This window comes from Streptomyces sp. URMC 123 (genome assembly GCF_051386515.1).
Lineage (GTDB): Bacteria > Actinomycetota > Actinomycetes > Streptomycetales > Streptomycetaceae > Streptomyces.
The window spans coordinates 1-23729 of record NZ_JBPQTV010000071.1 but is presented as its reverse complement, the minus strand read 5'-3'; the positions used below and the strand labels follow the sequence as shown (position 1 = coordinate 23729).

General features: G+C 74.7%; 20 protein-coding genes. 9 read left to right on the top strand and 11 right to left on the bottom strand.

The window, feature by feature from the left end; genetic code table 11:
• Positions 1–65: 65 nt before the first annotated feature.
• Complete coding sequence (locus ACSNOD_RS11665) at positions 66–1013, bottom strand: GDP-L-fucose synthase family protein (protein WP_436766780.1); 948 nt, start codon at positions 1011–1013, stop codon at positions 66–68.
• Positions 1014–1129: 116 nt separating this feature from the next.
• Between ACSNOD_RS11665 and gmd the strand changes: the two genes are divergently transcribed.
• The 4 genes from gmd (at position 1130) to ACSNOD_RS11645 (ending at position 6085) form a co-directional block, all read left to right on the top strand.
• Positions 1130–2143 (top strand): GDP-mannose 4,6-dehydratase, encoded by a 1014-nt coding sequence (gmd, locus tag ACSNOD_RS11660; protein ID WP_436766779.1) that lies wholly within the window; start codon positions 1130–1132, stop codon positions 2141–2143.
• A 146-nt stretch (positions 2144–2289) separates the two neighbouring features.
• The gene (locus ACSNOD_RS11655) at positions 2290–4554 is read left to right on the top strand and encodes a LamG-like jellyroll fold domain-containing protein (RefSeq protein WP_436766778.1); all 2265 of its coding nucleotides are present in this window, start codon (positions 2290–2292) and stop codon (positions 4552–4554) included.
• The gene (locus ACSNOD_RS11650; protein ID WP_436766777.1) at positions 4551–5126 is read left to right on the top strand and encodes a hypothetical protein; all 576 of its coding nucleotides are present in this window, start codon (positions 4551–4553) and stop codon (positions 5124–5126) included. The genes ACSNOD_RS11655 and ACSNOD_RS11650 overlap by 4 nt, the downstream gene beginning before the upstream one ends.
• 56 nt (positions 5127–5182) lie before the next feature.
• The gene (locus ACSNOD_RS11645; RefSeq protein ID WP_436766776.1) at positions 5183–6085 is read left to right on the top strand and encodes a glycosyltransferase family 2 protein; all 903 of its coding nucleotides are present in this window, start codon (positions 5183–5185) and stop codon (positions 6083–6085) included.
• On the opposite strand, the gene ACSNOD_RS11640 is transcribed toward ACSNOD_RS11645, so the two are convergent.
• Positions 6055–7218, bottom strand: coding sequence for a glycosyltransferase (locus ACSNOD_RS11640; protein ID WP_436766775.1), 1164 nt, complete (start codon positions 7216–7218; stop codon positions 6055–6057). The genes ACSNOD_RS11645 and ACSNOD_RS11640 overlap by 31 nt on opposite strands.
• Positions 7219–7381: 163 nt before the next feature.
• Between ACSNOD_RS11640 and ACSNOD_RS11635 the strand changes: the two genes are divergently transcribed.
• Entirely contained in the window at positions 7382–9007 is a 1626-nt protein-coding gene (locus tag ACSNOD_RS11635; protein WP_436766774.1) for a hypothetical protein, read from the top strand.
• On the opposite strand, the gene ACSNOD_RS11630 is transcribed toward ACSNOD_RS11635, so the two are convergent.
• From ACSNOD_RS11630 to ACSNOD_RS11620, 3 genes are all read right to left on the bottom strand, one after another.
• The gene (locus tag ACSNOD_RS11630) at positions 8970–10151 is read right to left on the bottom strand and encodes a hypothetical protein (protein ID WP_436766781.1); all 1182 of its coding nucleotides are present in this window, start codon (positions 10149–10151) and stop codon (positions 8970–8972) included. The two genes, ACSNOD_RS11635 and ACSNOD_RS11630, sit on opposite strands and share 38 nt — an antisense overlap.
• Before the next feature lie 140 nt (positions 10152–10291).
• Positions 10292–12577 (bottom strand): lipopolysaccharide biosynthesis protein, encoded by a 2286-nt coding sequence (locus tag ACSNOD_RS11625; protein ID WP_436766773.1) that lies wholly within the window; start codon positions 12575–12577, stop codon positions 10292–10294.
• On the bottom strand, positions 12574–13848 hold the full coding sequence (locus ACSNOD_RS11620) for a glycosyltransferase (protein WP_436766772.1): 1275 nt from the start codon (positions 13846–13848) through the stop codon (positions 12574–12576). The genes ACSNOD_RS11625 and ACSNOD_RS11620 overlap by 4 nt, the downstream gene beginning before the upstream one ends.
• A gap of 181 nt (positions 13849–14029) precedes the next feature.
• Between ACSNOD_RS11620 and ACSNOD_RS11615 the strand changes: the two genes are divergently transcribed.
• Positions 14030–14500, top strand: a complete 471-nt coding sequence (locus tag ACSNOD_RS11615) for an adenylyltransferase/cytidyltransferase family protein (RefSeq protein ID WP_436766771.1) — start codon at positions 14030–14032, stop codon at positions 14498–14500.
• On the opposite strand, the gene ACSNOD_RS11610 is transcribed toward ACSNOD_RS11615, so the two are convergent.
• Positions 14454–15182, bottom strand: a complete 729-nt coding sequence (locus tag ACSNOD_RS11610; protein WP_436766770.1) for a CDP-alcohol phosphatidyltransferase family protein — start codon at positions 15180–15182, stop codon at positions 14454–14456. The genes ACSNOD_RS11615 and ACSNOD_RS11610 overlap by 47 nt on opposite strands.
• Positions 15183–15487: 305 nt before the next feature.
• Here ACSNOD_RS11610 and ACSNOD_RS11605 point away from each other — a divergent pair, with 305 nt between their 5' ends.
• Entirely contained in the window at positions 15488–16471 is a 984-nt protein-coding gene (locus ACSNOD_RS11605) for a hypothetical protein (protein ID WP_436766769.1), read from the top strand.
• 68 nt (positions 16472–16539) lie between these two features.
• On the opposite strand, the gene ACSNOD_RS11600 is transcribed toward ACSNOD_RS11605, so the two are convergent.
• Both ACSNOD_RS11600 and ACSNOD_RS11595 read right to left on the bottom strand, forming a co-directional pair.
• Positions 16540–17277, bottom strand: coding sequence for a bifunctional DNA primase/polymerase (locus ACSNOD_RS11600; protein ID WP_436766768.1), 738 nt, complete (start codon positions 17275–17277; stop codon positions 16540–16542).
• A 218-nt stretch (positions 17278–17495) separates the two neighbouring features.
• Entirely contained in the window at positions 17496–18092 is a 597-nt protein-coding gene (locus ACSNOD_RS11595) for a TetR/AcrR family transcriptional regulator (protein ID WP_436766767.1), read from the bottom strand.
• A 187-nt stretch (positions 18093–18279) separates the two neighbouring features.
• On the opposite strand from ACSNOD_RS11595, the gene ACSNOD_RS11590 reads away from it, so the two are divergent.
• Together ACSNOD_RS11590 and ddaH are read left to right on the top strand one after the other, a co-directional pair.
• Positions 18280–18480 (top strand): DUF6243 family protein, encoded by a 201-nt coding sequence (locus tag ACSNOD_RS11590; protein ID WP_436766766.1) that lies wholly within the window; start codon positions 18280–18282, stop codon positions 18478–18480.
• Between the two features lie 309 nt (positions 18481–18789).
• Positions 18790–19611 (top strand): dimethylargininase, encoded by an 822-nt coding sequence (gene ddaH / locus ACSNOD_RS11585; RefSeq protein ID WP_436766765.1) that lies wholly within the window; start codon positions 18790–18792, stop codon positions 19609–19611.
• Between the two features lie 37 nt (positions 19612–19648).
• Here ddaH and ACSNOD_RS11580 read toward each other — a convergent pair whose 3' ends face one another.
• The 3 genes from ACSNOD_RS11580 to ACSNOD_RS11570 all read right to left on the bottom strand — a co-directional run.
• The gene (locus tag ACSNOD_RS11580; RefSeq protein ID WP_436766764.1) at positions 19649–20779 is read right to left on the bottom strand and encodes a small ribosomal subunit Rsm22 family protein; all 1131 of its coding nucleotides are present in this window, start codon (positions 20777–20779) and stop codon (positions 19649–19651) included.
• 71 nt (positions 20780–20850) lie between these two features.
• Positions 20851–22311 (bottom strand): multidrug effflux MFS transporter, encoded by a 1461-nt coding sequence (locus ACSNOD_RS11575; protein ID WP_436766763.1) that lies wholly within the window; start codon positions 22309–22311, stop codon positions 20851–20853.
• A gap of 204 nt (positions 22312–22515) precedes the next feature.
• Positions 22516–23729, bottom strand: a 1214-nt coding sequence (locus ACSNOD_RS11570; RefSeq protein ID WP_436766762.1) for an alkaline phosphatase D family protein, incomplete at its 5' end; no start/stop codon positions are given.

The window sequence follows — 23729 nt, the reverse complement described above, 5'->3', positions numbered from 1 at the left end:
CCCGCGCAAGCTCCTCGACATCTCGCGGATGACGGCGCTGGGCTGGCGCCCCCGCCCCGCGCGCGTCAGGCCACCGCGCCCGCCCACTGGGCGTAGACGTCCGCGATGCCCTGCCGCAGGGGAATGCGGGGGCGCCAGCCCAGCGCCGTCATCCGCGAGATGTCGAGGAGCTTGCGCGGGGTGCCGTCCGGCTTGGACGTGTCCCAGGCGATGCCGCCCCGGTAGCCGACGACGTCCCGCACCGCCTCGGCCAGTTCGCGGATCGTGAGGTCCTCGCCGCAGCCGACGTTCACGGGCTCGTCGCCGTCGTAGGCGGCCAGCAGCGTCGCACAGGCCGCCGCCAGGTCGTCGACGTGGAGGAACTCGCGGCGCGGGGCGCCGCTCCCCCACAGCACGACCTCGGGCGCGCCGTCCCGCTTCGCCTCGTGGAAGCGGCGCACGAGCGCGGGCAGGACGTGCGAGGTCTCCAGGTCGAAGTTGTCGCCCGGGCCGTAGAGGTTGGTCGGCATGGCCGAGACGTACGCGGCCCCGTACTGCCGGCGGTACGCCTTGACCTGCGCTATTCCGGCGATCTTGGCGAGCGCGTACGGCTCGTTGGTGGGCTCCAGCGGGCCGGTGAGCAGCGCGTCCTCGCGGATCGGCTGGGGCGCCAGCCGGGGGTAGATGCAGGAGGACCCCAGGAAGAGCAGCCGGCCGACGCCGGCGGCGTGGGCGCCGCCGATCACGCTGAGCTGGATGCGGAGGTTGTCCTCCAGGAACTGCACGGGGTACGTGCTGTTGGCCATGATGCCGCCCACCTTGGCGGCGGCCAGCACCACGGCGTCGGGCCGCACCGCCCGCAGAAAGGATTCGGTCCGCGCGCCGTCGCGCAGATCGAGCTCGTCCCGGCCACGGGTGACCACCTCGTGGCCGTCGGCGGTGAGCCGGCGGGCCACCGCCGAGCCCACCAGCCCCCGGTGCCCGGCCACGAAGATCCGGGAGCCCGGCTTCAGAAACTCATTCGCTCGCGTCATGGCACCGGATTGTGCCAGGGCGAATGCCTGCATACCCGAAGAAATCCCTGATTCCATCGATCACTTGAGGGGCCGGCCGCCCGCGCGGCGGCCCGTCCCGAGGGGGGACACGCCATATGGGCAAGAGCGCGCTGATCACCGGGGTGACCGGACAGGACGGCTCGTACCTCGCGGAGTTGCTGCTGTCGAAGGGCTACACCGTCCATGGGTTGGTGCGCCGTTCGTCGTCGTTCAACACCGAGCGGATCGACCACATCTACCAGGGCCCGCAGGAGCCGGACCGCCGGCTGGTGCTGCACCACGCCGACCTCTCCGACGGAGTGGCGCTGGTGAACCTGCTGCGGGACCTGCGGCCGGACGAGGTGTACAACCTGGGCGCCCAGTCGCACGTCCGGGTCTCCTTCGACGCCCCGCTCTACACCGGCGACGTGACCGGCATGGGCGCGGTGCGGCTGCTGGAGGCGATCCGGGCGAGCGGCATCGACACCCGGATCTACCAGGCGTCGTCGTCGGAGATGTTCGGCTCGACCCCGCCGCCGCAGAACGAGCGCACGCCCTTCCACCCCCGCAGCCCGTACGGGTGCGCCAAGGTGTTCGCCTACTGGACCACGGTCAACTACCGGGAGGCGTACGGCCTCTTCGCCGTCAACGGCATCCTCTTCAACCACGAGTCGCCGCGCCGGGGCGAGACCTTCGTGACCCGCAAGATCACCCGCGCGGTGGCCCGGATCAAGGCGGGCCTGCAGGACCGGCTCTACCTGGGCAACCTCGACGCCGTACGGGACTGGGGCTATGCCCCGGAGTACGTCGAGGCGATGTGGCGGATGCTCCAGCGCGACGAGCCGGACGACTACGTGGTGGCCACCGGCGAGGCCGGGAGCATACGGCAGTTCCTGGAGGTCGCGTTCTCCGCCGCCGGCCTGGAGTGGGGCGAGTACGTGCGGTTCGACCCCAAGTACGAGCGGCCCGCCGAGGTGGACGCGCTGATCGGGGACGCCTCCAAGGCGGAGGAGCTGCTCGGCTGGAAGCCGCGGGTCCGCTGGGCCGAACTGGCGCGGATCATGGTGGACGCGGACGTGGCCGCGCTGGAGGCCGAGCTCGCCGGGACGACCGTGCGCATCGACCGGTGACGGCACCCCGGCCGCGGCGTTCACCGCACGGAGGTTTGCCGGACACCAGTTTGGTCAAGGAGGTTTCCGGGGCTTGATCGAACCCCTAACCTGCCTGGACAGGCGGCCAGGCGGGCCGCACGGGGACGCACGGTCCGGGGGGACTCATGCGCAAGTTGGGGGTATTCACGGCTGCCTTGACACTGGCGGCCGCGTCACTCGTCGGGGCGGGGGTGGTGACGGCGCCCCCGGCGGCGGCGCTCACCCCGCCCGTGGCGATGACGGCCGACGATCTGCCGACCTGGCAGACGAACGGCATCGTCTGGGCCTTCGCCGAGGCGAACGGGGTGGTCTTCGCGGGAGGCACCTTCTCGGCCATCAGACCACCGGGGGCGCCGGCGGGCAGCCAGGAGCGGCGGGCGCTCAACTTCGCGGCGTTCGACGCCGCGACGGGCGCCCCCACCGGCTGCGAGCTCTCCTTCACGGTCGGCTCCGGCTCCGCGACCGTACGGGCGCTGGCGGTCTCCCCGGACCGCAGGACGCTCTACGCCGGCGGGTTCTTCGGCGCGGTCAACGACGTGCCGGTGAGCAGCGTGGCCGCGATCGACATCGCCACCTGCACGCCGAAGCCGTTCGCGGTGCATGTGAACGCCACCGTCCGGGCGCTGGCGGTGAGCGGGGACACGGTCTATCTGGGGGGCGACTTCAGCAGCGTGGCGGACCAGGAGCGGGCCCGCTTCGCCGCGGTCTCGCCCCAGGGGGAGCTCAAGCCCTGGCGGGCGGACGCGGACGAGGTGGGGCGGGCGGTGGAGCTCACCCCCGACGGTCGCCATGTGCTGCTGGGCGGCGACTTCTTCGACGTCAACGGCAGCAACTCGCACGCGCTCGCGGTGGTGGACGCCACCACCGGGGCGGTCACCCGGGCGTATCCGCGCGGGTTCATCCCCACCACCTCCGTGGTCAAGGACATCACCACCGACGCCACCGGCTTCTACACCGCCAACGAGGGCTCCGGCGGCGGGGTGTTCGACGGCCGGATCGCGCTGAACCTGGGCGACTTCAACCAGCGGTGGCGCGACACGTGCCTGGGCGCCACGCAGGGCGTCGCGGTCCACAAGGACGTGCTCTACAGCGGCTCGCACGCGCACGACTGCTCCAGCATGGGCGCCTTTCCCAACCAGCCGCGCAAGCATCTGCTGGCGCAGTCGGTGCACGACCCGAAGCTGCTGGGCTGGTTCCCCGACACCAACGACGGCATCGGCGAGTCCATCGGCCCGCGCACGCTGATCACCGCCCCCGCGGGGGACACCGACTATCTGTGGGTGGGCGGCGGCTTCACCGCCGTCACGGGCAACCGCAAGCAGCAGGGGCTGACGCGGTACGCGAGCGGGCCCGACACCGGGGCGCCGTCCGTGCCGCAGGCGAGCGCGGCCAGTGTGCGGCCGGGCGAGATCCAGGTGCGCTGGCAGTCCAGCCTCGACCTGGACGACTCGGACCTGACCTACCGCGTCTACCGCGACGGGGTGCTGGTGCACACGGTCCAGGGCTCCTCGCTGCCTTGGGTGCGCCCGCAGCTGACCTTCACCGACCGGGACGTGGTGGCCGGGCGGAGCTACTCGTACCGGATCTCGGCGAGCGACGGCACGAACACCAGCGCCCGGTCGGCCGCCCAGGTGGTGACCCCGGCGAGCGCCGCCGAGTCGTATCCGCAGCGGATCGCGGCGGACGGCGCCTCCCTGTACTGGCGGTACGACGAGTCCGCCGGCTCCTTCGCCGCCGACTCCTCCGGCACGGACAACAGCGGTGTGCACCGCTACGGGCCCACGCTGCGTGTCACCCCGGCGGCCGTGCCGGGGCCCAGCACGGCGATCGGGTACGACGGCGTCGGCGAGTACACGTACAGCGATCGCAGGCACCCGCGCCCGAACGCGTATTCCCTGGAGACCTGGTTCCGGACCACCACGACCTCGGGCGGCAAGCTGATCGGCTTCGGGGACCGCACGGTCGAGCCCAGCGTCAACTACGACAAGCACCTCTACATGACCAACGACGGCCGGCTGGTGTTCGGCGTGTACAGCGGCTGGACGCGCACGATCAGCAGCGGCGCCGGCCTCAACGACGGCCGCTGGCACCATGTGGTCGCCACCCAGGGCGCGGACGGCATGAAGCTGTACGTCGACGGGGTGCTGCGGGCGAGCAACTACCTGGTGACGTCCAGCGAGAACTACCACGGCTACTGGCACGTGGGCGGGGACAGCCTCGGCAACTGGCCGTCCCGGCCGTGGAGCAACCACTTCGCCGGGCAGATCGACGAGACGGCGGTCTATCCGCATGTGCTGTCGGGCGCCGCGGTGGCCGCGCACCACGGGTTGGGCACCGCCGCGCGGGGGTCCGGTGCGGACGCGGGAGCGATGCGGGGTGCCGGCCGGTGACCGGGCGCTCCCGTACGACCGGGGCCGCCGCCGCGCTCGTCGCGGGGGCGGCCCTGGCCGCCGCGCTGGTCACGGGATGCGGCTCCGACGGGGGGCGCGGCGACGGCCGGGAGCGCCCGGTGGCGGGCGCGAGCGCCCCCACGGCCCCCACGGCCCCCACGGCCTCGACGGCCTCAGGGGTTTCCCCCGAGCGTTCGCCGAGCGCCGGCTCGCCGGCCGGTGACCCGTCCGTCCCCGTGCCCTCCCGGCCGGCCGTGCGGCCCAAGGACCCGAGCACACCGCCGGGCCCCAAGGTGCCGCGCGCCCGGCTGACCCCGGCGACCGGCTCGTTCACCGAGACCCAGAAACAGTTCCTGGCCGAGCGGGTGCCCGAGGGCACCGACCCGGCCTCCGTGCTCCAGACCGGCCAGGAGTCCTGCGAGCGGATCGCCCGCACCGCCCGGCACGACCGCGCCGCGGCGATCAGCGCCATCCGCGACGGCGAGATCGTCGACGCCGCGGCCGCCATCACCCATCTGTGCCCCGAGCAGAAGCCCCTGCTGGAGGCCGCCGAGAAGGGAACCACCGGGTGACCCACCCAACGACCCCGTCCTCACCCGTCCCGTCGTCCGCGTCGTCCGCGTCGCCTGTGCCGTCCGCGTCGGCCGCGTCGTTCACGGAGGCGGCCACCCCCGGCCGGCTGCCCATCGTCGTGGCGATCCCGACCAAGAACGAGGCGGAGAACATCGCCAGGACCGTGCGGTCCGTGATCGACCACGTCGAGGCCGTGGTCGTCGTCGACTCCCACAGCACGGACGACACCTGCGAGATCGCGGCGAAGCTGGGCGCGGAGGTGGTGCCGTACACCTGGGACGGCAGGTACCCCAAGAAGAAGCAGTGGTGCCTGGACCATGTGCGGCCCGAGATCCCGTGGCTGCTCTTCCTGGACGGCGACGAGACCCCCAGCGCCGCGCTGCTGGCCGAGCTGCGCGCGGTGTTCTCCCGGCCCGTGGAGGTCGCCGCGTTCGACATCCCGCTCGGCTACTGGTTCGCCGGCCGGCGGCTGCGGCACGGCTACACCATCGTCAAGCGGGCGCTGCTGGACCGCACCCGCTGCCACTTCCCCGTCCTCGGCGACCTGGACGCGCCCGGCATGGGCGAGCAGGAGGGCCACTACCAGCCGGTGGCCGAGTCCGTGGCCCGGCTGCGCTCACCCATCGAGCACGAGGACCTCGACCCCGTGCGCACCTGGTTCGACCGGCACAACCGCTACTCCGACTGGGAGGCGTGGCTGGAGCTCCACCCGGACGTGAAGGAGCAGATCCGCAGGGCGAAGACGCGCCAGGGCCGGCTCTTCCACCGGGCGCCGCTCAAGCCGCTGGTGTCGTTCGCCTACGCGTACGTCTACCGGCGCGGCTTCCTCGACGGCCGCGCCGGGCTCGACTACGCGCTGGCGATGAGCTTCTACCGGTGGCAGATCGGCCTCAAGGCCCGCGAGCTGCGCGCTCAGGGGCTCGACCGTCAGGGGCGCGGCGCGGTCACGCGGTCGTAGACGGATCGGAGGGTGTCCACCACCGCGTCGAGGGTGAAGGAGTCGCGGACCAGGCGCCACGCCGCGTCGGAGGCGGCCTCGGCCGCCGGCGGGTCCAGGAGCTCCAGGACCGCCTGGCCGACCCGCGGGCCGTTCACCGCGGGCCCGTCCTCGGCGCGGTTGGCCACCACCCGCCCCGCCCCGGCGCGGGCCACGTCCGGCGCGAGCCCGGTGGTGGCGGTGACGACCACGGGCGTGCCGACGGACATGGCCTCCAGCACGGAGACGGAGAAGGCGTCCTGGACGGAGGGCAGGACGTAGACGTCCGCCCGGCGCAGGGCCGCCATCACCTGCTCGCCGTCGAGCGGCCCGACGTGGTCGAGCGCGTCGGACACCCCGAGGGAGCGGGCGAGGTCCAGCGTGCCGGCGAGGGCGCCGGTGTCGGGCCCGGCCAGCACGAAGCGCGCGTCCGGGTACTTGGCGCGCACGGTGGGGATGGCGGCGACGAAGTCCTCCGGCCGCTTGCCGGCCTGGACGCGGGCGAGGAAGAGCACGACGGGCGGCCGGTCCGCGGGCCGCGGCGGCTTGCGCGATTGCGGGCGCACGCCGTTGACCAGCCGGGTGTACGAGGTCAGCCGGTCGGGCGCGACGACCGCGTCGACCTCGTGCCGCTCCTTCTCGGTCAGGTGCAGCACGGCGTCGGCGCGCCGCAGCACCGTACGGACGCCGAGGGCGTCCACGAGCCGGGCCACCCGCTTCTCGGTGGGGTCGATCATGCCGTGGGTCTGGAGCACCAGGGGGCGGCGGCACGCGAGGGCGGTGAGCGCCATGGGGAGCGTGATCAGGTCGCGCATCAGATGGACGTGGACGACGTCGGCGCCGGCCACGAGGCGGCGGGCGTCGCCGAGCAGCAGCCGGCCCGAGGTGATGCCGCTGACCTCGAACCGGGGCAGCACGTGCCGGGCGGGGTAGAGGCGGGCCGGCACGCCCTCCACGGCGCGCGGCGGCGGCCCGTCGAAGCCGTCGGCGAGGGCGACCAGGGCGGCGTTCGTGCCGCGGGCGCGCAGCCCCTGGCAGAGGTTGAGCGCCACCCGGGTCGGGCCGCCGAAGGCGTTGTCCGGGGTGTGGAGCGTGACGACGTGCAGTACCTTCACGGGCCCCCCAAGGCACGTACGGACGTACGAATGTGCGGGCGTGCTGCCGTACTGGCGTACGGGCGTTCACCTTAGCGTCGGCCGCGTCCCGGCGTGCGCGGACCCATAGACTGCGCGCCGGGGAGCTGTCGAACAGTCGAACTGTCGAACAGGGGCGGGGCGCATGGCGGTTGGAGTGTCCGGGAAGCGGTACGCGTCGTACGCCGGGGGCGCGGGTGACGTGCGGGACGGCGGCCCGGACGGCGGTCCTCACCGGGGCCCGGTCAGCGGCCCGGTCGGCGCTACGGACGGCGGCCCGGACGGCGTTCCGGGCGGTCCCGGGGCGGCGGCCGGTGACCTTCCGGGCGGCCCCCGCACGACCGCGCCGCGGGCCGTGCTCTCCCGGGCGCTCGCCGTACCCCTGGTGCTCGGCCTGGTCGGCTTTCTGCCGGCCCTGGTGGCCGTGCAGCCCGGGACCGGCCCGCGCGACGAGGCGTACTGGCTGCAACTCGTGCTCACCGCCTACGCCGGGGCACGGCTGTCGGCGATGGTGCTCACCGCCCGCCGCCGGCTGATGCAGGGCACGTTCTGGCTCTTCGTCTATGTCGCGATGGGCGTGGCGCCGCTGGCCCAGGCCGTGCTGGGGCGGGTGCCGACGCCGCTGGTCGGGCCGCGCTCCGATCTGACCCTGGCGACGGCACTCGTGCTGGCCGGGTGCGTGGCCTTCGACGTGGGCGCGCTGCTGGCCCGGCACCGGCCGGCGGTCCGCCGGCTGCGGGTGTCGCGCCCGGCGTCGGTGAGCCGCCGCCGGCTGTATCTGCTGGTGGTGCTGGCCTTCGCGGCGGGCGGGCTGCTCATCGTGAAGCTGGGCGGGCCGCAGGTGTTCTTCAGCAGCCGACAGGAGATCAGCGCCAGCATCCAGGCGTCCGGGGTGGCCGCGGCCGACTCCGATTCGAAGGCGGGCTCGGCGTTCCTGCGCGGTTTCGGCACCGTGCTGCCGCTGCTGGCCTTTCTCTTCCTCACCCGCTGGCTGGTGACCTCGCGCGCGGCCCGCCGCCGGCCGCTGCCGGTGCTGATGTGGTCCGGGCTGCTGCTGCTCAACCTCGTGGTCAACAACCCGGTCTCCAACCCGCGGTACTGGTTCCTCACCGTCGCCTTCTCGATCCTGTTCACGGCCTTTCCCAAGAGCCCGGTGATGTACCGCTCGGCGCTCGCCCTGGGCGTGGTCGCGGCGCTGCTGCTGTTCCCGTTCATGGACCGCTTCCGCTACGACGAGAACGGCTACCGGCCCGTGCAGTCGGACTCCGTGATCGAGCCACTGGCGATCAAGGACTACGACCAGATGGTGATGTTCGCCAACACCATCACGCACGTCGACACCGGCAGCAGCCACTCCTGGGGCCGCCAGCTCTCCGGCGCCGCCCTGTTCTTCGTCCCCCGGTCCGTCTGGCCGGACAAGCCGCGGGACACCGGCATCCGGGTGGGCGAGTGGATGGGCACCAACAACACCAACCTCTCCTCGCCGCTGTGGGCGGAGCTGTGGCTGGACTTCGGCACGGCCGGGATGACGGCCGGCTTCCTCGGCCTGGGGTACGCGGTGGCCCGCGGCGATCGCCGCTACGCGCGGCTCGCGCCGGACGACAGCCGGCCCGGCCAGGTGATGGCGATCGTGGTCCCGGCCATCGCCGGCTACTCCTTCATCCTGCTGCGCGGCTCCCTGCTCCAGGCGTCCGGCCGGATCGGCATCGCCCTGCTCTGCCTCGCCCTGGTGACTACCTTCCGCTCGGACCCACGGCGGCTGCTGCGCTAGCGCGGCGGAGGAAGGCCACCCGCGTCCAGGCCGCCACGGCCTTCAGCGCCGAGCCGGCGCACAGGCCCCAGGCCGCGCCCGCCACCCCGCCGATGCCGTAGCCGGTGAGCAGCAGCACCACCGACAGCAGCGAGAAGATCACCTGGATGGGGAGGGTGGCGCGGGGGCTCAGCACGCGCAGGGTGAGCAGCGCGCAGGTGCCCAGCGCGATGGCCGCGTACTGGCTGCCCAGGGCGGGCAGCAGGGCGGCGGCGGACGGCCAGGTGTCGCCCAGCAGTTGACGGCCCGCGCCGTCGGGCACGGCGATCAGGGCGCCGGCCCAGCCGGCCGCGACCGCCGCGAGCGCGGCGGCCAGCGCGGCGGTGGCCCGGATCGTACGGCCGGTGGAGCCGATGCGGTTCAACAGCGGCGGGCCGAACGCGGTGGACGCGTTGAACAGCACGTTCATGGGCCCGAAGAGGGTGGTCGCGCCGCGCAGCGAGCCGACCGCGAGCTGGCTGGCGAACAGGCCGAGCCCCACGATCGCCAGCTGGCTGGAGGCGTTGCCGACGGCGAACTCGACGACGAAGCGGCGCCCGAGGTGCCCCCGGCGCAGGAAACGGCGCGGGTCGGTGGGGGCGCCGCGCAGCCGGGGCGCGAGCAGGGCGGCGCCGACCAGCAGCGCGGGGAGGGCGGAGACGCCCCACACGGCGATCAGCCGGGCGGGGCCGGCGCCCTGGGGCTGCACGGCGAGCGCGGGCACGGCGCCGGCCAGCCGTACGACGTCGCCCAGCAGGGCGTGGTGCGGCAGCCGGAGGGTGGAGAAGCAGTACCGCATGGCGTCCTGGGTGAGGACGACCGGCAGCACGAAACCGAGGACGGCGAGGCCCTGGGCGGTGTCGCCGCCGACCAGGGCGAGCACCGCGCCCATCGCGGCGCCGACCGCGCCCGACGCCAGGGCGGTGAACGCCACGGCCGAGCGGCAGGCGCCGGCGAGGTCGACGCCGCGGCCGCGCTCCAGCACGAGGGCCTGCCCGACGTAGGACACGCAGAGGCCGAGCAGCACGGTGAAGACGGTGTAGACGAGGGAGAAGACGGCGAAGCCGGCGGCGGTGGAGAGCCGGGCGGCCACCACCAGCACCACGATGTTGGTGAGCGCGGCCACGCCCTGGTCGGCGACGGAGGCGACGACGGCGCCCCGCGTGCCGAGGGCTCGCCGCCGGCGCGGGTGCCGGGCGCGCGCCGACGGGTCGTCGGCCGGTCCGTCGGGCGGCTCGGGCCCGGGACCGGCGGGGGGCCGGGCCGTCACCGGCGGTTCGGGCGGTCGGCTCGCCCGGCCGCGGTGGAGCCCCCGGAGCGCCCTTGCCCCGCCCGGGCCGCCCGGGCCGCCCGCAGCCCCAACGTTTCCGCGGCTTCCCCGGGCGCCGGCCCGACCTGCCCGGCCGCCGCGTCCTCCCCACCCGTACGGGATCGGCCGGAGGCCGTGTCGCTGCTGCCCCGGGCGACGCGGTCACCACCCGACGAGCCGGACGGCGCCGGTCCGGGCGCGGCAGGTTCCTCGGGGGCGCCCGAGGCGGGCCGTGCCGTGCCGGGCGCGGGCGAGGCCCCGCGTGAGGGCACGGAGTCGGCCCCGGCCGGCGCACCGGAGGCCGTCCGGCCACGGCCGATACGTCCTGTGTGACCGCCCGACCGCGCGAGGTCGGCGGCTCCCTCGGGGGCCCCCGGGCCGTCGCCGCGGGCCGGTACGGACCCCGCCCCGGCGGGCGGAGGAACGGCATCGCGCCCCGGCGTCACGGACTGCCCCTGACCGGGCGCGTCAGACCCGCCACCGGCAGCGTCCCCGGCCGGGGCGCCGGAGGCCGCGCCGCCCCGGCCGGCGCGGTCGCCGCCCGAGCGCGCGCGGGCGGCAGGCCCCCCGGGGGTGCCCGGGCCGTCGCCGGCAGCGGCCCCGCTCCGGGCACCGGAGGCCGCGCCGTCCTGGTCGACGGCCGGGCCCGCGGCGGCGGACGCGCGGCGGCGGACGCCCGCGCCCTGGGAGTGGAGGAGCGCTCCCAGGACCGTGCCGCCCGCGCCGTCGATGAGCTCGCGGACGCGGTCGAGGTCGTCGCGCCGCACCTCGCGCGGGTCGCAGACCACCAGCACGCCGTCGACCCGGTCGGCCAGCGCGAGGGCGTCGGCGTACGAGAGCACCGCGGGGGCGAGGACCACCACGACCGAGTCGGACGCGTCGGCGCTGGCGATCAGCTGCGAGGCGGGCGCCGAGGTGAGCGCGCGGGCGACGTTGCGCACCCGCGCGCCGGGTATGAGGTCGAACGTCCCGGACTCGCCGGCGTCCACGGGCACCCGGGCCCCCGTGGGCCAGCCCTGCTCGCCGCGCGCCCAGTTGGGGCGCGCGGCGCCGGCCGCGGTGCGCAGCCGGTCCGTGAGCCCGGGGTCGCGCAGGTCCGCCTCGATGAGCAGGGTCTCCATGCCCATCTCCACGAAGGAGGCGGCGAGGTTCACGGACACCTCCGCCACCGGGTCGATGGCCCCGCGGGGGGCGACGACCAGCAGTCGGCGGCGGGCGGCGAACGTCTGGTCGTACGCCAGCCGGAAGGCGACCGAGCGGTACTCCTCCGCGAGCCGCCCCTCGGCGAGCAGGCCACCGGAAGCGGAGCCGCCGGGACCGCCGGGGCCGGAAAGGCGACCGAGCGCCGGGCGGCGCCCGCGCGGCCGGGGCAGCGTGCCGAGCACGGGCGCGCGCAGCGCCCGCACCACGTCGCCCGCGGAGCGGGCGGTCGGGTCGAAGACCAGCCGCACCCAGGCGCCGAGCAGCCCGAGGCCGAGCCCGACGGCCGCGCCGAGGGCGAGCAGCAGGGGCAGCCCGGGCCCGGTCGGCGCCCCCGGCGGGGTGGCCGTGCGCACGACGAAGCCGGGCGTGGTGTCGAGCGCCTTGAGCTTGGTGATGCTGCTGTTGAGGTCGGATATCTTGCCGATGACCGAGGACTGGACGGCGGCCCGGGTGTCCAGGGCCTTGCCGGCGCCGAGCCGGGCCATCTCGTCGGCGAGGTCGTCGCGCTGCTTCTCCAGCGGGGCGAGCTGCTTCTCGTAGCCCTTGACCATGTTGTCGATCAGCGACTGGGTCTGCTGCCGGCGGTTGTCGAGGTAGGCGCGGGTGAAGGCGTTGGCCCGCTCGGCGGCCACGCCGGGGGCGTGGGCGGTGTAGGCGAAGCGCAGCACCAGCGTGTTGGGCGGGTTGGTGACCTGGAGGCCGCGCTGGAGCCGCTCGGCGTCCTCGGGGGCGCCCAGGGCCTCGGCGGCGCGGGCGGCGACGGCGTTGCTGACGGCGGTCTGCCGCTCGGAGCCGATGCTGACCTGCTTGTCGGGGGAGGTGCCGCCGGGCGCGAAGGGGTCGACGGTGGCGGAGCGCACCGTCACCTCGCTGGTGGCGACGTAGCGGTCCGCGCCGGTGAGGCCCAGCCACGCCCCGCCGAGCAGTCCGGCGGCCACGCCCAGCGCGATCAGGACGCGATAGCGGAGCAGTTGCCGGAACTGGTCGCGCAGCAGATCGGGTTCCTCGTGCGGCTGCGGGGCGAGCGTGGCGTGGGTCATGCGCGGCTTCCCTCCAGCGCCTCGTTCAGCAGGGCGGTGATCCGGGCGAGGCCGGCGTCCCTGCTGAGGTGCGCGTCGACGTACGCCGGGCCGTTCGCCCCCAACTCGGCGGCGTCGTCCGGGCTTTCCGCCAGCTTACGGACCGCGGCCAGCAGTGCGCCCGGGTCCTCCGGGGGCACCAGCACGCCGGCCCCGGACCGCCGCACCTCCTCGGCGGTGCCGCCCCGCGGCGCGACGGAGGCGACGACCGGGCGACCGGCGGCGAAGTAGGAGGTGAGCTTGGAGGGCACGCTCATGTCGAGGACGGAGGCGCGCTGGGTGACGGCGAGCACGTCGGCGGCGGCCAGCACGTCGGGGAAGTCGGCCTCCTCGGCGGGCGGCAGGAAGTGGAGGTTGGGCAGTCCGGCGCCCAGGGCGCGCAGCCGCTCCCGCTGGTTGCCGTCGCCCATGAGCACGACGGAGACGTCCGCGGCCTGGCGGGCGGCCTCGACGAGGACCTCCAGGCCCTGCTTGAGGCCCATGTTCCCGGAGTGGAGGACAACGGTGCGGCCGGGCGCCCAGCCCAGCCGGGCGCGGGTCTCCTCCCGCGGCCGGGTGGGGCGGGCCACGTGCGACCAGTTGGGGACCAGCCGGACCCGCTCGCGCGGCACGCCCATGGCGGTGACCTTGGCCACGAACGTCTCGTGGATGACGCCGACGAGGGTGGCGCTCCGCACCACATGGGCCTCCACCGCCGCGGCGGCGGCCGCGGCCCGGTCCCCGCCGCGGATGCCGCTCTGCGCGGCGGCGGCGCCCATCAGATCCTGGACGACGGGTACGTACGGCACCCCGTACCGCCGGGCGAGGCGGGCGCCGATCACCCCGCCGGCGAGGCTGGGCAGTTGGGCGACGATCGCATCGGGGCGGCCCATGCGGGGCGGCGCGAGCAGGCCGTGGGCGAGGATGGAGCCCTCGTACAGGGCGCGGCGCAGCGCGCTCTGCCGGGGCGGGACGGTGTGTCTGCGGCGGTGCACCCTGACCCCGGCGCGCACTTCCTCGGTCCGCCAGACGCCGCGGTACTCGGGCGCGGTGCGCCAGGCGGGGTAGTGCGGCATCCCGGCGAGCACGTGCACCTCGGCGGGGCCGTCCCCGAGGCCGTCCGGACCCGCCCAGTGTTCGGCGATCTGTGTCGCGTAGGGACCGATTCCCGCCTGCTCCGGCGCGTAATTGGTCGATACCAGCAGCACGCGCCGCCGCTTTCCGCCCCGAGCCACCTCACCGGTGTGCGGCATGCACATCTCCTCCCCCCAGAGTCGATCACCTGCACCCTAGCCCTTTCATGGGCCACCATGTTGTTCTTCTTTGTCAGTTGACTTTCGCCATGGCCCCCATATCGATCGCGATGCGCCGCTATCGTCGATGATTCCGACGCGCTGGGGAGCGCGTCCTCGCGAGTGGGGGGTTCCATTCCGCATGCCGCACACCGTGGGCTACGCACCCGGGGTCTACGACCTCTTCCATGTCGGGCATCTCAATATCCTTCGGCACGCCCGCAGTCAGTGCGACTATCTCGTCGCCGGAGTCGTCTCCGACGAGATGGCCGAGCTGGCCAAGGGCCGCGCTCCGGTCGTCCCGCTGGTCGAACGGCTGGAGATCGTGCGCAGCGTCCGCTTCGTGGACGCGGCGTTCGTCGAGACCGTGCCGGACAAGGTGGAGACCTGGCAGCAGGTGCGCTTCGACGTGATCTTCAAGGGGGACGACTGGCGGGGCACCCCCAAGGGCGACAAGCTGGAGCGGGACTTCGCGGCCGTGGGCGTCAAGGTCGTCTATTTCCCGTACACCGTGCACACCTCCAGCACCCAGTTGCGCCGGGCCCTGGACGTGCTCGCCCAGCCGGTCAGACCGGGCGTATCGCAGCCAGCTCCCGGAACCATTTCGCCATGAAGGCGACGAGGAACAGCGCATTCACCGCGAAGAGCACCGCATAGCCGACGAGAAACAGCCGTTCGCTGCCGAGCAGCAGAAACACCAGGCAGAACACGCCGTAGTCGACGGGCAGCAGCGCCACGGCACGCAGCCGTGAGGGCGGCGCGGCGGGCGCGGGGGCGGCGCCGGCCGCCCCCGCGCCCTTCGGCTTGAGCTTGTCCGTGAGCAGCCCGCCGCAGAAGATCAGCACGGCGGCGAACTGGAAGCCCAGCGGCAGCAGCAGCCAGCCCTCCCCCGGCAGATCGAAGAACCGGTGGAAGGAGATCAGCACGGCGGCGTGCAGCGCGGTGATCTTCGCGCAGTCCACGACGTGGTCGAGCCACTCGCCCGCGGCGCTGCTCTCCCTGCGCAGCCGGGCGAGCTGCCCGTCCGCCGAGTCGAAGGCGAAGCCGATCGCCAGGCCGAGATACACGGCGAGGGCGAGCGGCCAGGACGGCCGCACCAGCGCCAGCGCGGCCACCGCGGCCCCGCTGAAGGCCGCGCTGATCAACGTGACCTGATTGGGCGTCAGCCCGACCCGATGGGCCGCGGCGGCGAGCACGCGCCCCACCGGCCGATTGACGTACCGCGAGTACAGCGAGACACCTCTGGACGTCTTCTGCGCGCCGCGCAACTCCCGCAGCGCGGCCCCGAACGCCATGGCTCCGGCCATCATCCCCCCCAGATGATCGAGCTCCACCCCTGTGATCCGCATCATGGCACGGCCCACTGACAGCGACCGCCCGACCGCGGCGGTGAGAGCGGGATCACGGACCGGCGGGGCCCGAGCGGGCGGGACGGGGCCCGCGGGCCGGGCGCGGGCACCGAGGACGGGCCGGGACGGGGCCCGAGCGGGCCGGGCGCGGCCCCCGGGTAGGGTGGCGCCGATTCCAGCAAGCCCGGCCCGGGCGGCCGCCCGGCCGGCCCCGGCCGACGACGAGAAGCCCGGGAAGGAGCCCACGCCCGATGAGACGCAGGCCGCCCCGCACGGTGCCGGCAGTGCTGCTGTCGGCCGCGGCAGCACTGGCGACCCTGACGGGGTGCGTGACGGTGCACGGCGAGCGGGAGGTCATCCCCGCGGTGGCCGAGGACGAGGCACCGCAGGCGCTCAAGCGGTTCACCGACGTGTACAACCGGGCGTACCGCGGCTCCGATCCGACGGCCCTGGAGGAGGCCGAGACCGGCCCGCTCAAGGCCATGAACCAGGCGGACCTGACCGCCCGGAAGGCCACCGCGCCCCAGGGCGATCCGGCGTACGTGCCGCTGGAGCTCACCGACGCCCGCTTCATCGTTCCCAAGTCGGCGGGCTGGCCCAAGTGGTTCCTGGCGGACACCGCGAGCAACCGCGACGCCAACCGCTGGCTGGTCGCCTTCGTCCGCTCCGCGCCCCGCGAGCCGTGGCGGGCCGCGTATCTGCTGCTGCTCAGCCGGGACGAGATGCCGGCGTTCGCCCTGGACGCGGAGGGGTACGCGACACCGGTGCCGGTCAACTCCCCCGCGGGCCTGGTGGCCGCCCCGGGCAGCCTCAGCCGCTCCTACGCCGACTACCTGCAGCGCGGCGAGGGCGAGCTCTTCGCGCCCGGGCAGGTCACCACGCGGGAGCGGGAGCTGCGGGCGCAGCAGGCCAGGACGCCGACGTACTGGACGCAGTACGCCGATCAGCCGGCGGAGCCGGACCGCTATCCGCCGCTGGCACTGCGCACAACAGACGGCGGCGCGCTGGCGCTCTTCACCACGCACCACACGCAGAAGCAGACGATGGCCGAGGGCCAGCGGGTGGCCGTCACGGACCCGGCGGTGCGGGCGCTGCTGACCGGGCGCGCGGAGAAGTCGCTGATGCTGACGCGGATCTCGGAGGCGGCGGTGAAGGTCCCCGCGGCCGGCGCGGCGGACCGCCGGATCGTCTTCCTCAACCGCCTCGAGGGCCTGACGGCGGCCGCGGGCTCGTAACGGCCCGCCCCGCCGGCTCGTAACCCCGGCCCCGCCCGCAGGGGCCCCGGGGCCGGCACCGCAGGGAGTCAGCGGCCCAGGGGCCAGGCCGCGCTCTCGTGGTCCGCGCCGTCCGCCGCGTACCGCGCGCACGCGTCCGTGAGCGCCTCCAGCAGGGTCAGCGGGTCCGGCAGGGGCCGCTCGGGCCCCCGCAGCCAGGACACCGACTCGTCGGCCGGCAGCCGGGCCGGCGGCACGAGCACATAGCTGCCGCGGCAGTGCCAGCGCAGCCCGGGGTGCTCGTCCATCGTCTCGGGGTGGCAGTCCAGCTCGCAGGGCCACCACTCGTCCTCGTCCTCGGGCGTGCCCCGGGTCGCGGTGAAGAAGAGCAGCCGGCCGTCGCGGCCCCCGCCGCAGACGGCGACGGGGCCGACGTCGATGCCCTCGGCCTCCAGCCGCTCCAGCGCGCTGCGACCGGCGTCGGCGGGCACGTCGAGCACGTCGTGGTCGATGCCGGTGGCGGTGACGAAGTTGGCCTGGGGGTGGCCGCGCAGCCAGCGGCCGACGAGCTCGGGATCGGTGGTGGCCTGGGTCTGCCAGGCGAAGGAGACCGGGTGGCGGCCGGGCGTGGGACAGCCGATGCGGTCGCAGGAACAGCCGTAGCCGGACGGGTGGGCCGCCTGGGCCAGCGGGAATCCCGCGGCCACCGCCGCCATGAGCAGATCCTCGCGGTCGCGCGCGGCGGCCGCCCCCGTGCCCGTACTACCGCCCGCCCCGCTTCTCGGTCGTCGGCGCAGCCACTGGGAGATCCTGCCCTCGCGTCCCATCTATCCCCTCACTTCGACCGTTCTCCGATCAATGCTGCCACCATCCTGCGCCCGAGGTGGCCCCGATCCCCATCCGGGGGAGGTGAGAGGAGCGCCACTTCCCCGCGCCATTGCCGGGCATTTCCCGACAAACGGCCGCAGTGCTGTCTTCATGCTCACAAGGGAGGCCGCCGTACCCCTGGCCGGGAGCGGCGCGCGCCGGCCGGGGGCAGGGCGCGTCAGGCCGGGCCGATGCCGCGCAGCAGCTGATCCACGACCGTGTCGGCGAACTCATGGGTGAGCGGGCCGGTGCGCAGCAGCCAGCGGTAGTGCAGCGGGCCCACGATCGCCTCCAGCGCGACGCGCAGATCCACGTCGGGGGCGATCTGGCCGATCTCCTGGGCGGCGCGCAGCCGCGCCTCGAAGGCGTCGAGCTGCGGCCCGAGGACCCGCTCGTGGAGCTCCTCGGCGAGCCGGCGGTCGTTCTGGCTCTCGGCGGTCAGCGCCCGCGTGGGCAGGTCGTACGTGGGGCTGTTCAGCTCGTCGACGGTGGCCCGCAGCACCAGCTTGAGGTCGGCCTCCAGGTCGCCGGTGTCCGGCAGGGTCATGCCGCCCGCGTCCTCGCTGAGGGCGAGGAAGGAGTCGAAGAGCACCGCGGCCTTCGAGGGCCACCAGCGGTAGATGGTCTGCTTGCCGACGCCGGCCCGGGCCGCGATGGCCTCGATGGTCAGCTTGGCGAAGCCGACCTCGCCGACGAGTTCGAGCGCGGCGTCGAGGATCGCGCGGCGGGAGCGCTCGCTGCGACGGGAGGAGTCGGGGGTACGGGTCTCGGCCATGGGCACGAATATAGCAGCGCACCGAGGCGAGACGTATCGTCTTGACAAGACGCAACGTCTCGTCCCATGATGATGACCGAGCGAGACACCGCGTCTCGTTCCGCGGTGACCGGTGGCCGGTCCGTTCCCTTCCGGGAGTCGGCGGCCGCAGGGCCCCACCGCGCAGGCCGTCTTCGAGGAGGCATCCATGACCCGAGGTCATACCGGAAACATGCTGGGCGTCGGCGGCACCCGCCGCACCCTCTCCCGCTCCGCGCTGCGCGGCGGCGGTGGAGCCGGCGGCTCCGCCGGGGGCGGCCGGGACGCGCTGGCCCAGAAGCGGGATCTGCTGCGCAGGCTCAGGGAGCAGCGGGACCGCCAGGCGCCGACGCTCACGCTCGACTCATGACGGGGAGGTCGCCCGGCCGGCGGGGCGGGACACGGCCGTCACCCGGCCGGCGGGGCGGGACGCGGCGGTCGCCCGCGCGGCGGGGCGTGGCAGGGAGGCCGCCCGCCCCGCCGACGTGCGACGCGGCGGTCACGCGCCCGGCGGGGCGTGCCCAGGGCGTGTGCCGGACGGAGGTGCCTGTTGTCCGGAAGTTGTCCGGCGAGTTGATGGACCACCCGAACGGATCAGGGCGCCATGGGCCGCAAGGGTGGACCATGTGAGCGCGCAGGCACCACGCCTGCCCCCCATTTCGACCGTGAGGAGCCCTCCTTGCGTCCTGTCGCCACGCCCCGCCGTTACCTGATGTGCCCACCCGCGCACTTCGAGGTGACCTACTCCATCAACCCCTGGATGGACCCCACGAAGCCCGTCGACCTCCCCCTGGCGATGGCCCAGTGGGAGGACCTGCGGGACCGCTACCTCTCGCTCGGCCACACCGTCGAGGTCCTCGAACCGCGGCCCGACCTGCCGGACATGGTCTTCGCCGCCAACGGCGCCACCGTCGTCGACGGCCGGGTGCTCGGGGCCCGCTTCGCCCACGCCGAGCGCGCCCGCGAGGCCGAGGTCCATCTGGAGTGGTTCCGCTCCCACGGCTTCATCGAGGTGCGCGAGCCCGAGCACATCAACGAGGGCGAGGGCGACTTCGCCGTCACCGACTCCTGGCTGCTCGCCGGGCGCGGCTTCCGCAGCAGCCCGCTCTCCCACCCCGAGGCGCAGGAGTTCTTCGGCCGCCCGGTGATCGGCCTCGATCTCGTCGACCCCCGCTACTACCACCTCGACACGGCGCTCTCCGTGCTCTCGGGGGACGACGTCATGTACTACCCCGGCGCCTTCTCGCCCGGCAGCCGGGCCGTGCTCGCCCGGCTCTTCCCCGACGCGCTCATCGCGGACGAGGAGGACGCGGCGGCGCTCGGCCTCAACGCCGTGTCCGACGGGCGGCACGTGCTGCTGCCGCAGGGCGCGGTCGGGCTCTGTCAGCGGCTGCGCGAGCGCGGGTACGAGCCGATCGGCATGGATCTGTCCGAACTGCTGAAGGGGGGCGGCAGCGTGAAGTGCTGCACCCAGGAGCTGCGCCCGGCGGCGCCGGAGTAGGCGCCACGAGCAAGAGGCAGGACAGGACCGGAGGGGCTCAGGGGGCGGCCGGGGGCCACTGGCCGCCCCAGTCCGCGTCCCGCGCCTCCCGGTACAGCGCGCCGTGCCGCTTGGTGACCGTCTCCCGTACGAGGCCCCGCTCCTCCTCGCACAGTTCCAGCAGCACCTGCCCCTTGCGGATCTGCGGCCGCCGCAGCACCCGCGCCGGGGCCGGCTCACCCGCGCCGCCGGCCGCCGGGCCGCCGCCGGGCGCGGTCACCTCGGGGCGGACGGCCGCGACATAGGCGTACTTCTCGTCCTCGTACGGCAGTGAGCCGCCCTTGACCTGGCGGTGCAGCGAGGACCGGTTGACCCGCGCGGCGAAGTGGCACCAGTCGGTGCCCTCGGCTATCGGGCACGCGGAGCCGTGCGGGCAGGGCGCCACGACGCGCAGCCCGGCGGCCAGCAGCCGGTCGCGGGCGGTGCGGATGCGTTCGAAGCCGGCCGGGGTGCCCGGCTCGATCAGTACGACGGCCCGGCCGGCCCCGGCCGCGGCGTCGGTCACGGCGTGCCGGTCGCGCTCCGTCAGCTCGCCGAGGACATAGCTGACGGTGACGAGGTCGGCGGCCGGCAGCTCCGGGGCGCCCGCGCCGCTGAGGGCCTGGCGCCGCCACTCGGCCCCGCGCAGGGCCGCCGACGGGGCGGCGCCCGCCAGCTCCCGCCCGAGGGCGAGCGCGGGCTCGGCCCAGTCCAGCACGGTGGTGCGGTGCGTGCCGCCGGGCCAGGAGGCGGCCACCGCCCAGGTGGCGGCGCCCGTGCCGCCGCCGAGGTCGAGATGGGTGGCCGGCGCCCAGCCCGGCACCCGCGCCCGGAAGGCGGCGAGGGCCGCGGTGACGGCCTCGAAGGTGGCGGGCATCCGGTAGGCGGCGTACGCGGCCACGTCGGAGCGGTCGCGCAGCACGGGCGCGTCGGTGGGTGTGCGCCCCCGGTAGTTGGCGATCAGCCGGTCGACGGCCTGGGCGGCCTGCCGGGGCGGCAGCCCGTCCAGCAGGCTCGCGAGGCCGGTCCGGAGGGCCTCGCGCTCGCCACCGGGAGCACCGGGGCCGCCGGCGCCGCCGGACTCACCGAGAGCGCCGAGAGCGCCGGGGCCGGCGGGCTCGCCGGGAACAGAGGAGTGGGGGGCGTGCATTTGCTCGATTCTAGGCGGCCGCCCGCCCCACCCCCGGGGCCGTGACGCCCGTCACACCCCCGACCCGCGCGTCAGAGCGTGGAGTTCCGGCGCCAGGGCCGGCAGAACCCGAGGAAGCAGCCGATGGCCACCACCAGACAGCCGGTCTGCACCACCGTCATCGGCACCGCCGTGCCCTCCCCCGCGATCCCCACCAGGGGCGAGACGACCGCGCCCACCAGGAAGGACGCCGTACCGAGCAGGGCGGAGGCCGAGCCCGCCGCGTGCGGGGTCCGCATCAGCGCCTGGGCGCTGGTGTTCGGCATCACCAGGCCCATGGGCGCCACCAGCGCGATCATGCTCAGCGCCACCGGCAGCAGCCCGGTCTCCCCGAACGCCCCGGAGACCAGGAGCAGCGCGCCGACCGCCGCCAGCGTGCTCAGACCGAGGCCGGCCGCGAGGGCCTTGTCCAGCCGGACCCGGCCGACCAGCAGCCGGCCGTTGAGCTGGCCGACGACCATCACCCCGACGGCGCTCGTGCCGAACAGCAGGCTGAAGGTCTGCGGGGAGGCGCCGTAGATGTCCTGGAAGACGAACGGCGAGGCGGAGATGTAGGAGAAGAGCGCGGCGAAGGTGAAGCTGCCGCTGAGCACATAGCCGGTGAAGACGCGGTCGGCGATGAGCCCCCGCATGGTGCGCAGCGTCGCGCCGAGGCCGCCGCCGTGCCGGGCGGCGGGGGGCAGGGTCTCCGCCAGCCGCCATTTGACGACGGCGCTGAGCAGCGCGCCGATGGCGGCGAGCAGGACGAACACCCCGCGCCAGTCGGTGACGCGCAGCACCTGCCCGCCGACGACGGGCGCGATGATCGGCGCCAGCCCGGAGATCAGCATCAGGCTGGAGAAGAAGCGGGCCATCTCCACGCCGTCGTAGAGGTCGCGGACGACGGCGCGGGCGATCACGATGCCGGCGGCGCCCGCGAGTCCCTGGAGCAGCCGGAAGGCGATCAGCAGTTCGGCGGTGGGCGCGAAGGCGCACATCAGCGTGGCGACCACGTAGATCACCATGCCGACGAGCAGCGGCCGCCGGCGCCCCCACTTGTCGCTCATGGGGCCGACCACGAGCTGGCCGGCGGCCATGCCGGCCAGACAGGCGGTCAGGGTGAGCTGGATGGTGGCGGCGGGGCTGTCCAGGGACCGGGTGACCGCCGGCATGGCCGGCAGATACATGTCCATGGAGAGCGGCGGGAGCGCGGTCAGGCCGCCGAGGATGAGGGTGAGGAGGACGCCGGTGCGGCGCTGCCCGGCGAGGCCGGCGGGCGGGGCGGAGGTGACGGAGTCCGACGGGTCCGATGGGACGGGGACCGGTGGCACGGAGTCCGGCGAGACGGCGGCCGGCGGTACGGGGGCGCGCGGAGCGGGGACGTCCGGCTGCGCGGTGGCGAGGTCCGCCGGCGGGGCGGCGTGGTCGTCCCGTGGGGCGGAGCGGCCGGATACGGGCGGTGCGGAAGGTCGGGGCCGGGGGGTCTCGTGGGGTATCGGGCCGCTCTCCTGCATGCAGTTCTCCATCGTTCGTCGAGGCGCTCTCCATGATCTCAGCAACCTCGGCGCCGCCGAGAGCGGTCGCGCGGAGCTCGGGCGCCGGGCGCGGACGTGTGCGCCCGGGAACCCGCGCGCCGCGCGCCCCGGCTCAGGCCGGTTCGACCTCCGCCCCGGACCGGTTCGCCCCCCGGCCGCTCGGACCGGTTCGGCCCCGGCCGCTCAGACGGGTTCGATGCCCGGCCGCCCCGCGTACGAGACGAACGAGGCCGCCAGCTGGAGCGGCGCCCCGGGCACCGTCACCCGCCTCACCGTCTTGTAGTCGGCTCGCACCTTCGTGGAGTCGAACGTGAGGACCGTGTAGCCGCGGCGGCCGTTGTACCAGCCCATGTGATCGTTGGCGGTCAGATACGTCTCCCAGTCCGCGGGCCGGTCGTAACCGTCGCCGCCGCTGCTGATCGAGGTGGTGACGAACTCCACACCCACCGTGGGCGAACCGGGCGTGGCGAAGTCCCGTTTGATGTCGAAGGCGTACGAGACGTGCACATCGCCGGTGAGCACGACGAGGTTGCGCACGCCCGCCGCGCGCGCCCCCGCCAGCACCCGGTCGCGGGCGGCCGGGTAGCCGTCCCAGGCGTCCATGCTGACCTTGTACTCGGGCGTGGAGTCGCTGCGCCGCTCGGAGAAGACGACCTGCTGCGGTACGACGTTCCACAGCGGCCGGTGGGCCCGCCAGCCGTCGATCAGCCAGCGCTCCTGCTCGGGGCCGGTGAGCGTGCGGGAGGGGTCCTGGGACTGCGGGCCCGGCCGCTGCCAGCCGTCCCCGTACGCCTGGTCGGAGCGGTACTGGCGGGTGTCGAGGACGTCGAACTGGGCGAGCCGGCCGAACCGCAGCCGCCGGTACAGCCGCATGTCGGGGCCGCTGGGCCGCTGGGGGGCGCGCAGCGGCTGGTTCTCCCAGTACGCGCGGTAGGCGGCGGCCCGGCGGATGAGGAACTCGGCCGGGGGCACGCCGTTCTCGGGGATGTCGTCGGCGTAGTTGTTCTCGACCTCGTGGTCGTCCCAGGTGACGACGAAGGGGTGGGCGGCGTGCGCGGCCCGCAGGTCCGGGTCGGTCCTGTAGAGGGCGTACCGCAGCCGGTAGTCCGCCAGCGTGACGGTCTCCCTGTTGAAGTGGGCGGGCAGCGGCTGGCCGGGGTACTGGCGGGCGCCGCCGGCGGCGTCCACGGGGTGCTCGTAGAGGTAGTCGCCGAGGTGGCACACCGCGTCGACGTCCTCGCCCGCCAGGTGCCGGTACGCCGTGTAGTACCCCTGGTGGTACGCCTGGCAGGAGACGGCGGCGATGCGCAGGTCGGCGGGGGCGGCGCCGGTGACGGTGAGGAAGCGGCGGCGGCCGAGGTGCGCGGCGGCGGCGCGGAGTTCCTGCTGGTGCGTTG

What these genes read in the sequence shown, in the direction of transcription:
- ACSNOD_RS11665 (WP_436766780.1), bottom strand. Translation starts at nt 1,013, where the DNA reads ATGACGCGAGCGAATGAGTTTCTGAAGCCGGGCTCCCGGATCTTCGTG.
- gmd (WP_436766779.1), top strand. Translation starts at nt 1,130, where the DNA reads ATGGGCAAGAGCGCGCTGATCACCGGGGTGACCGGACAGGACGGCTCG.
- ACSNOD_RS11655 (WP_436766778.1), top strand. Translation starts at nt 2,290, where the DNA reads ATGCGCAAGTTGGGGGTATTCACGGCTGCCTTGACACTGGCGGCCGCG.
- ACSNOD_RS11635 (WP_436766774.1), top strand. Translation starts at nt 7,382, where the DNA reads ATGGCGGTTGGAGTGTCCGGGAAGCGGTACGCGTCGTACGCCGGGGGC.
- ACSNOD_RS11625 (WP_436766773.1), bottom strand. Translation starts at nt 12,577, where the DNA reads ATGACCCACGCCACGCTCGCCCCGCAGCCGCACGAGGAACCCGATCTG.
- ACSNOD_RS11620 (WP_436766772.1), bottom strand. Translation starts at nt 13,848, where the DNA reads ATGCCGCACACCGGTGAGGTGGCTCGGGGCGGAAAGCGGCGGCGCGTG.
- ACSNOD_RS11615 (WP_436766771.1), top strand. Translation starts at nt 14,030, where the DNA reads ATGCCGCACACCGTGGGCTACGCACCCGGGGTCTACGACCTCTTCCAT.
- ACSNOD_RS11610 (WP_436766770.1), bottom strand. Translation starts at nt 15,182, where the DNA reads ATGGCGTTCGGGGCCGCGCTGCGGGAGTTGCGCGGCGCGCAGAAGACG.
- ACSNOD_RS11605 (WP_436766769.1), top strand. Translation starts at nt 15,488, where the DNA reads ATGAGACGCAGGCCGCCCCGCACGGTGCCGGCAGTGCTGCTGTCGGCC.
- ACSNOD_RS11600 (WP_436766768.1), bottom strand. Translation starts at nt 17,277, where the DNA reads ATGGGACGCGAGGGCAGGATCTCCCAGTGGCTGCGCCGACGACCGAGA.
- ACSNOD_RS11595 (WP_436766767.1), bottom strand. Translation starts at nt 18,092, where the DNA reads ATGGCCGAGACCCGTACCCCCGACTCCTCCCGTCGCAGCGAGCGCTCC.
- ACSNOD_RS11590 (WP_436766766.1), top strand. Translation starts at nt 18,280, where the DNA reads ATGACCCGAGGTCATACCGGAAACATGCTGGGCGTCGGCGGCACCCGC.
- ACSNOD_RS11580 (WP_436766764.1), bottom strand. Translation starts at nt 20,779, where the DNA reads ATGCACGCCCCCCACTCCTCTGTTCCCGGCGAGCCCGCCGGCCCCGGC.
- ACSNOD_RS11575 (WP_436766763.1), bottom strand. Translation starts at nt 22,311, where the DNA reads ATGCAGGAGAGCGGCCCGATACCCCACGAGACCCCCCGGCCCCGACCT.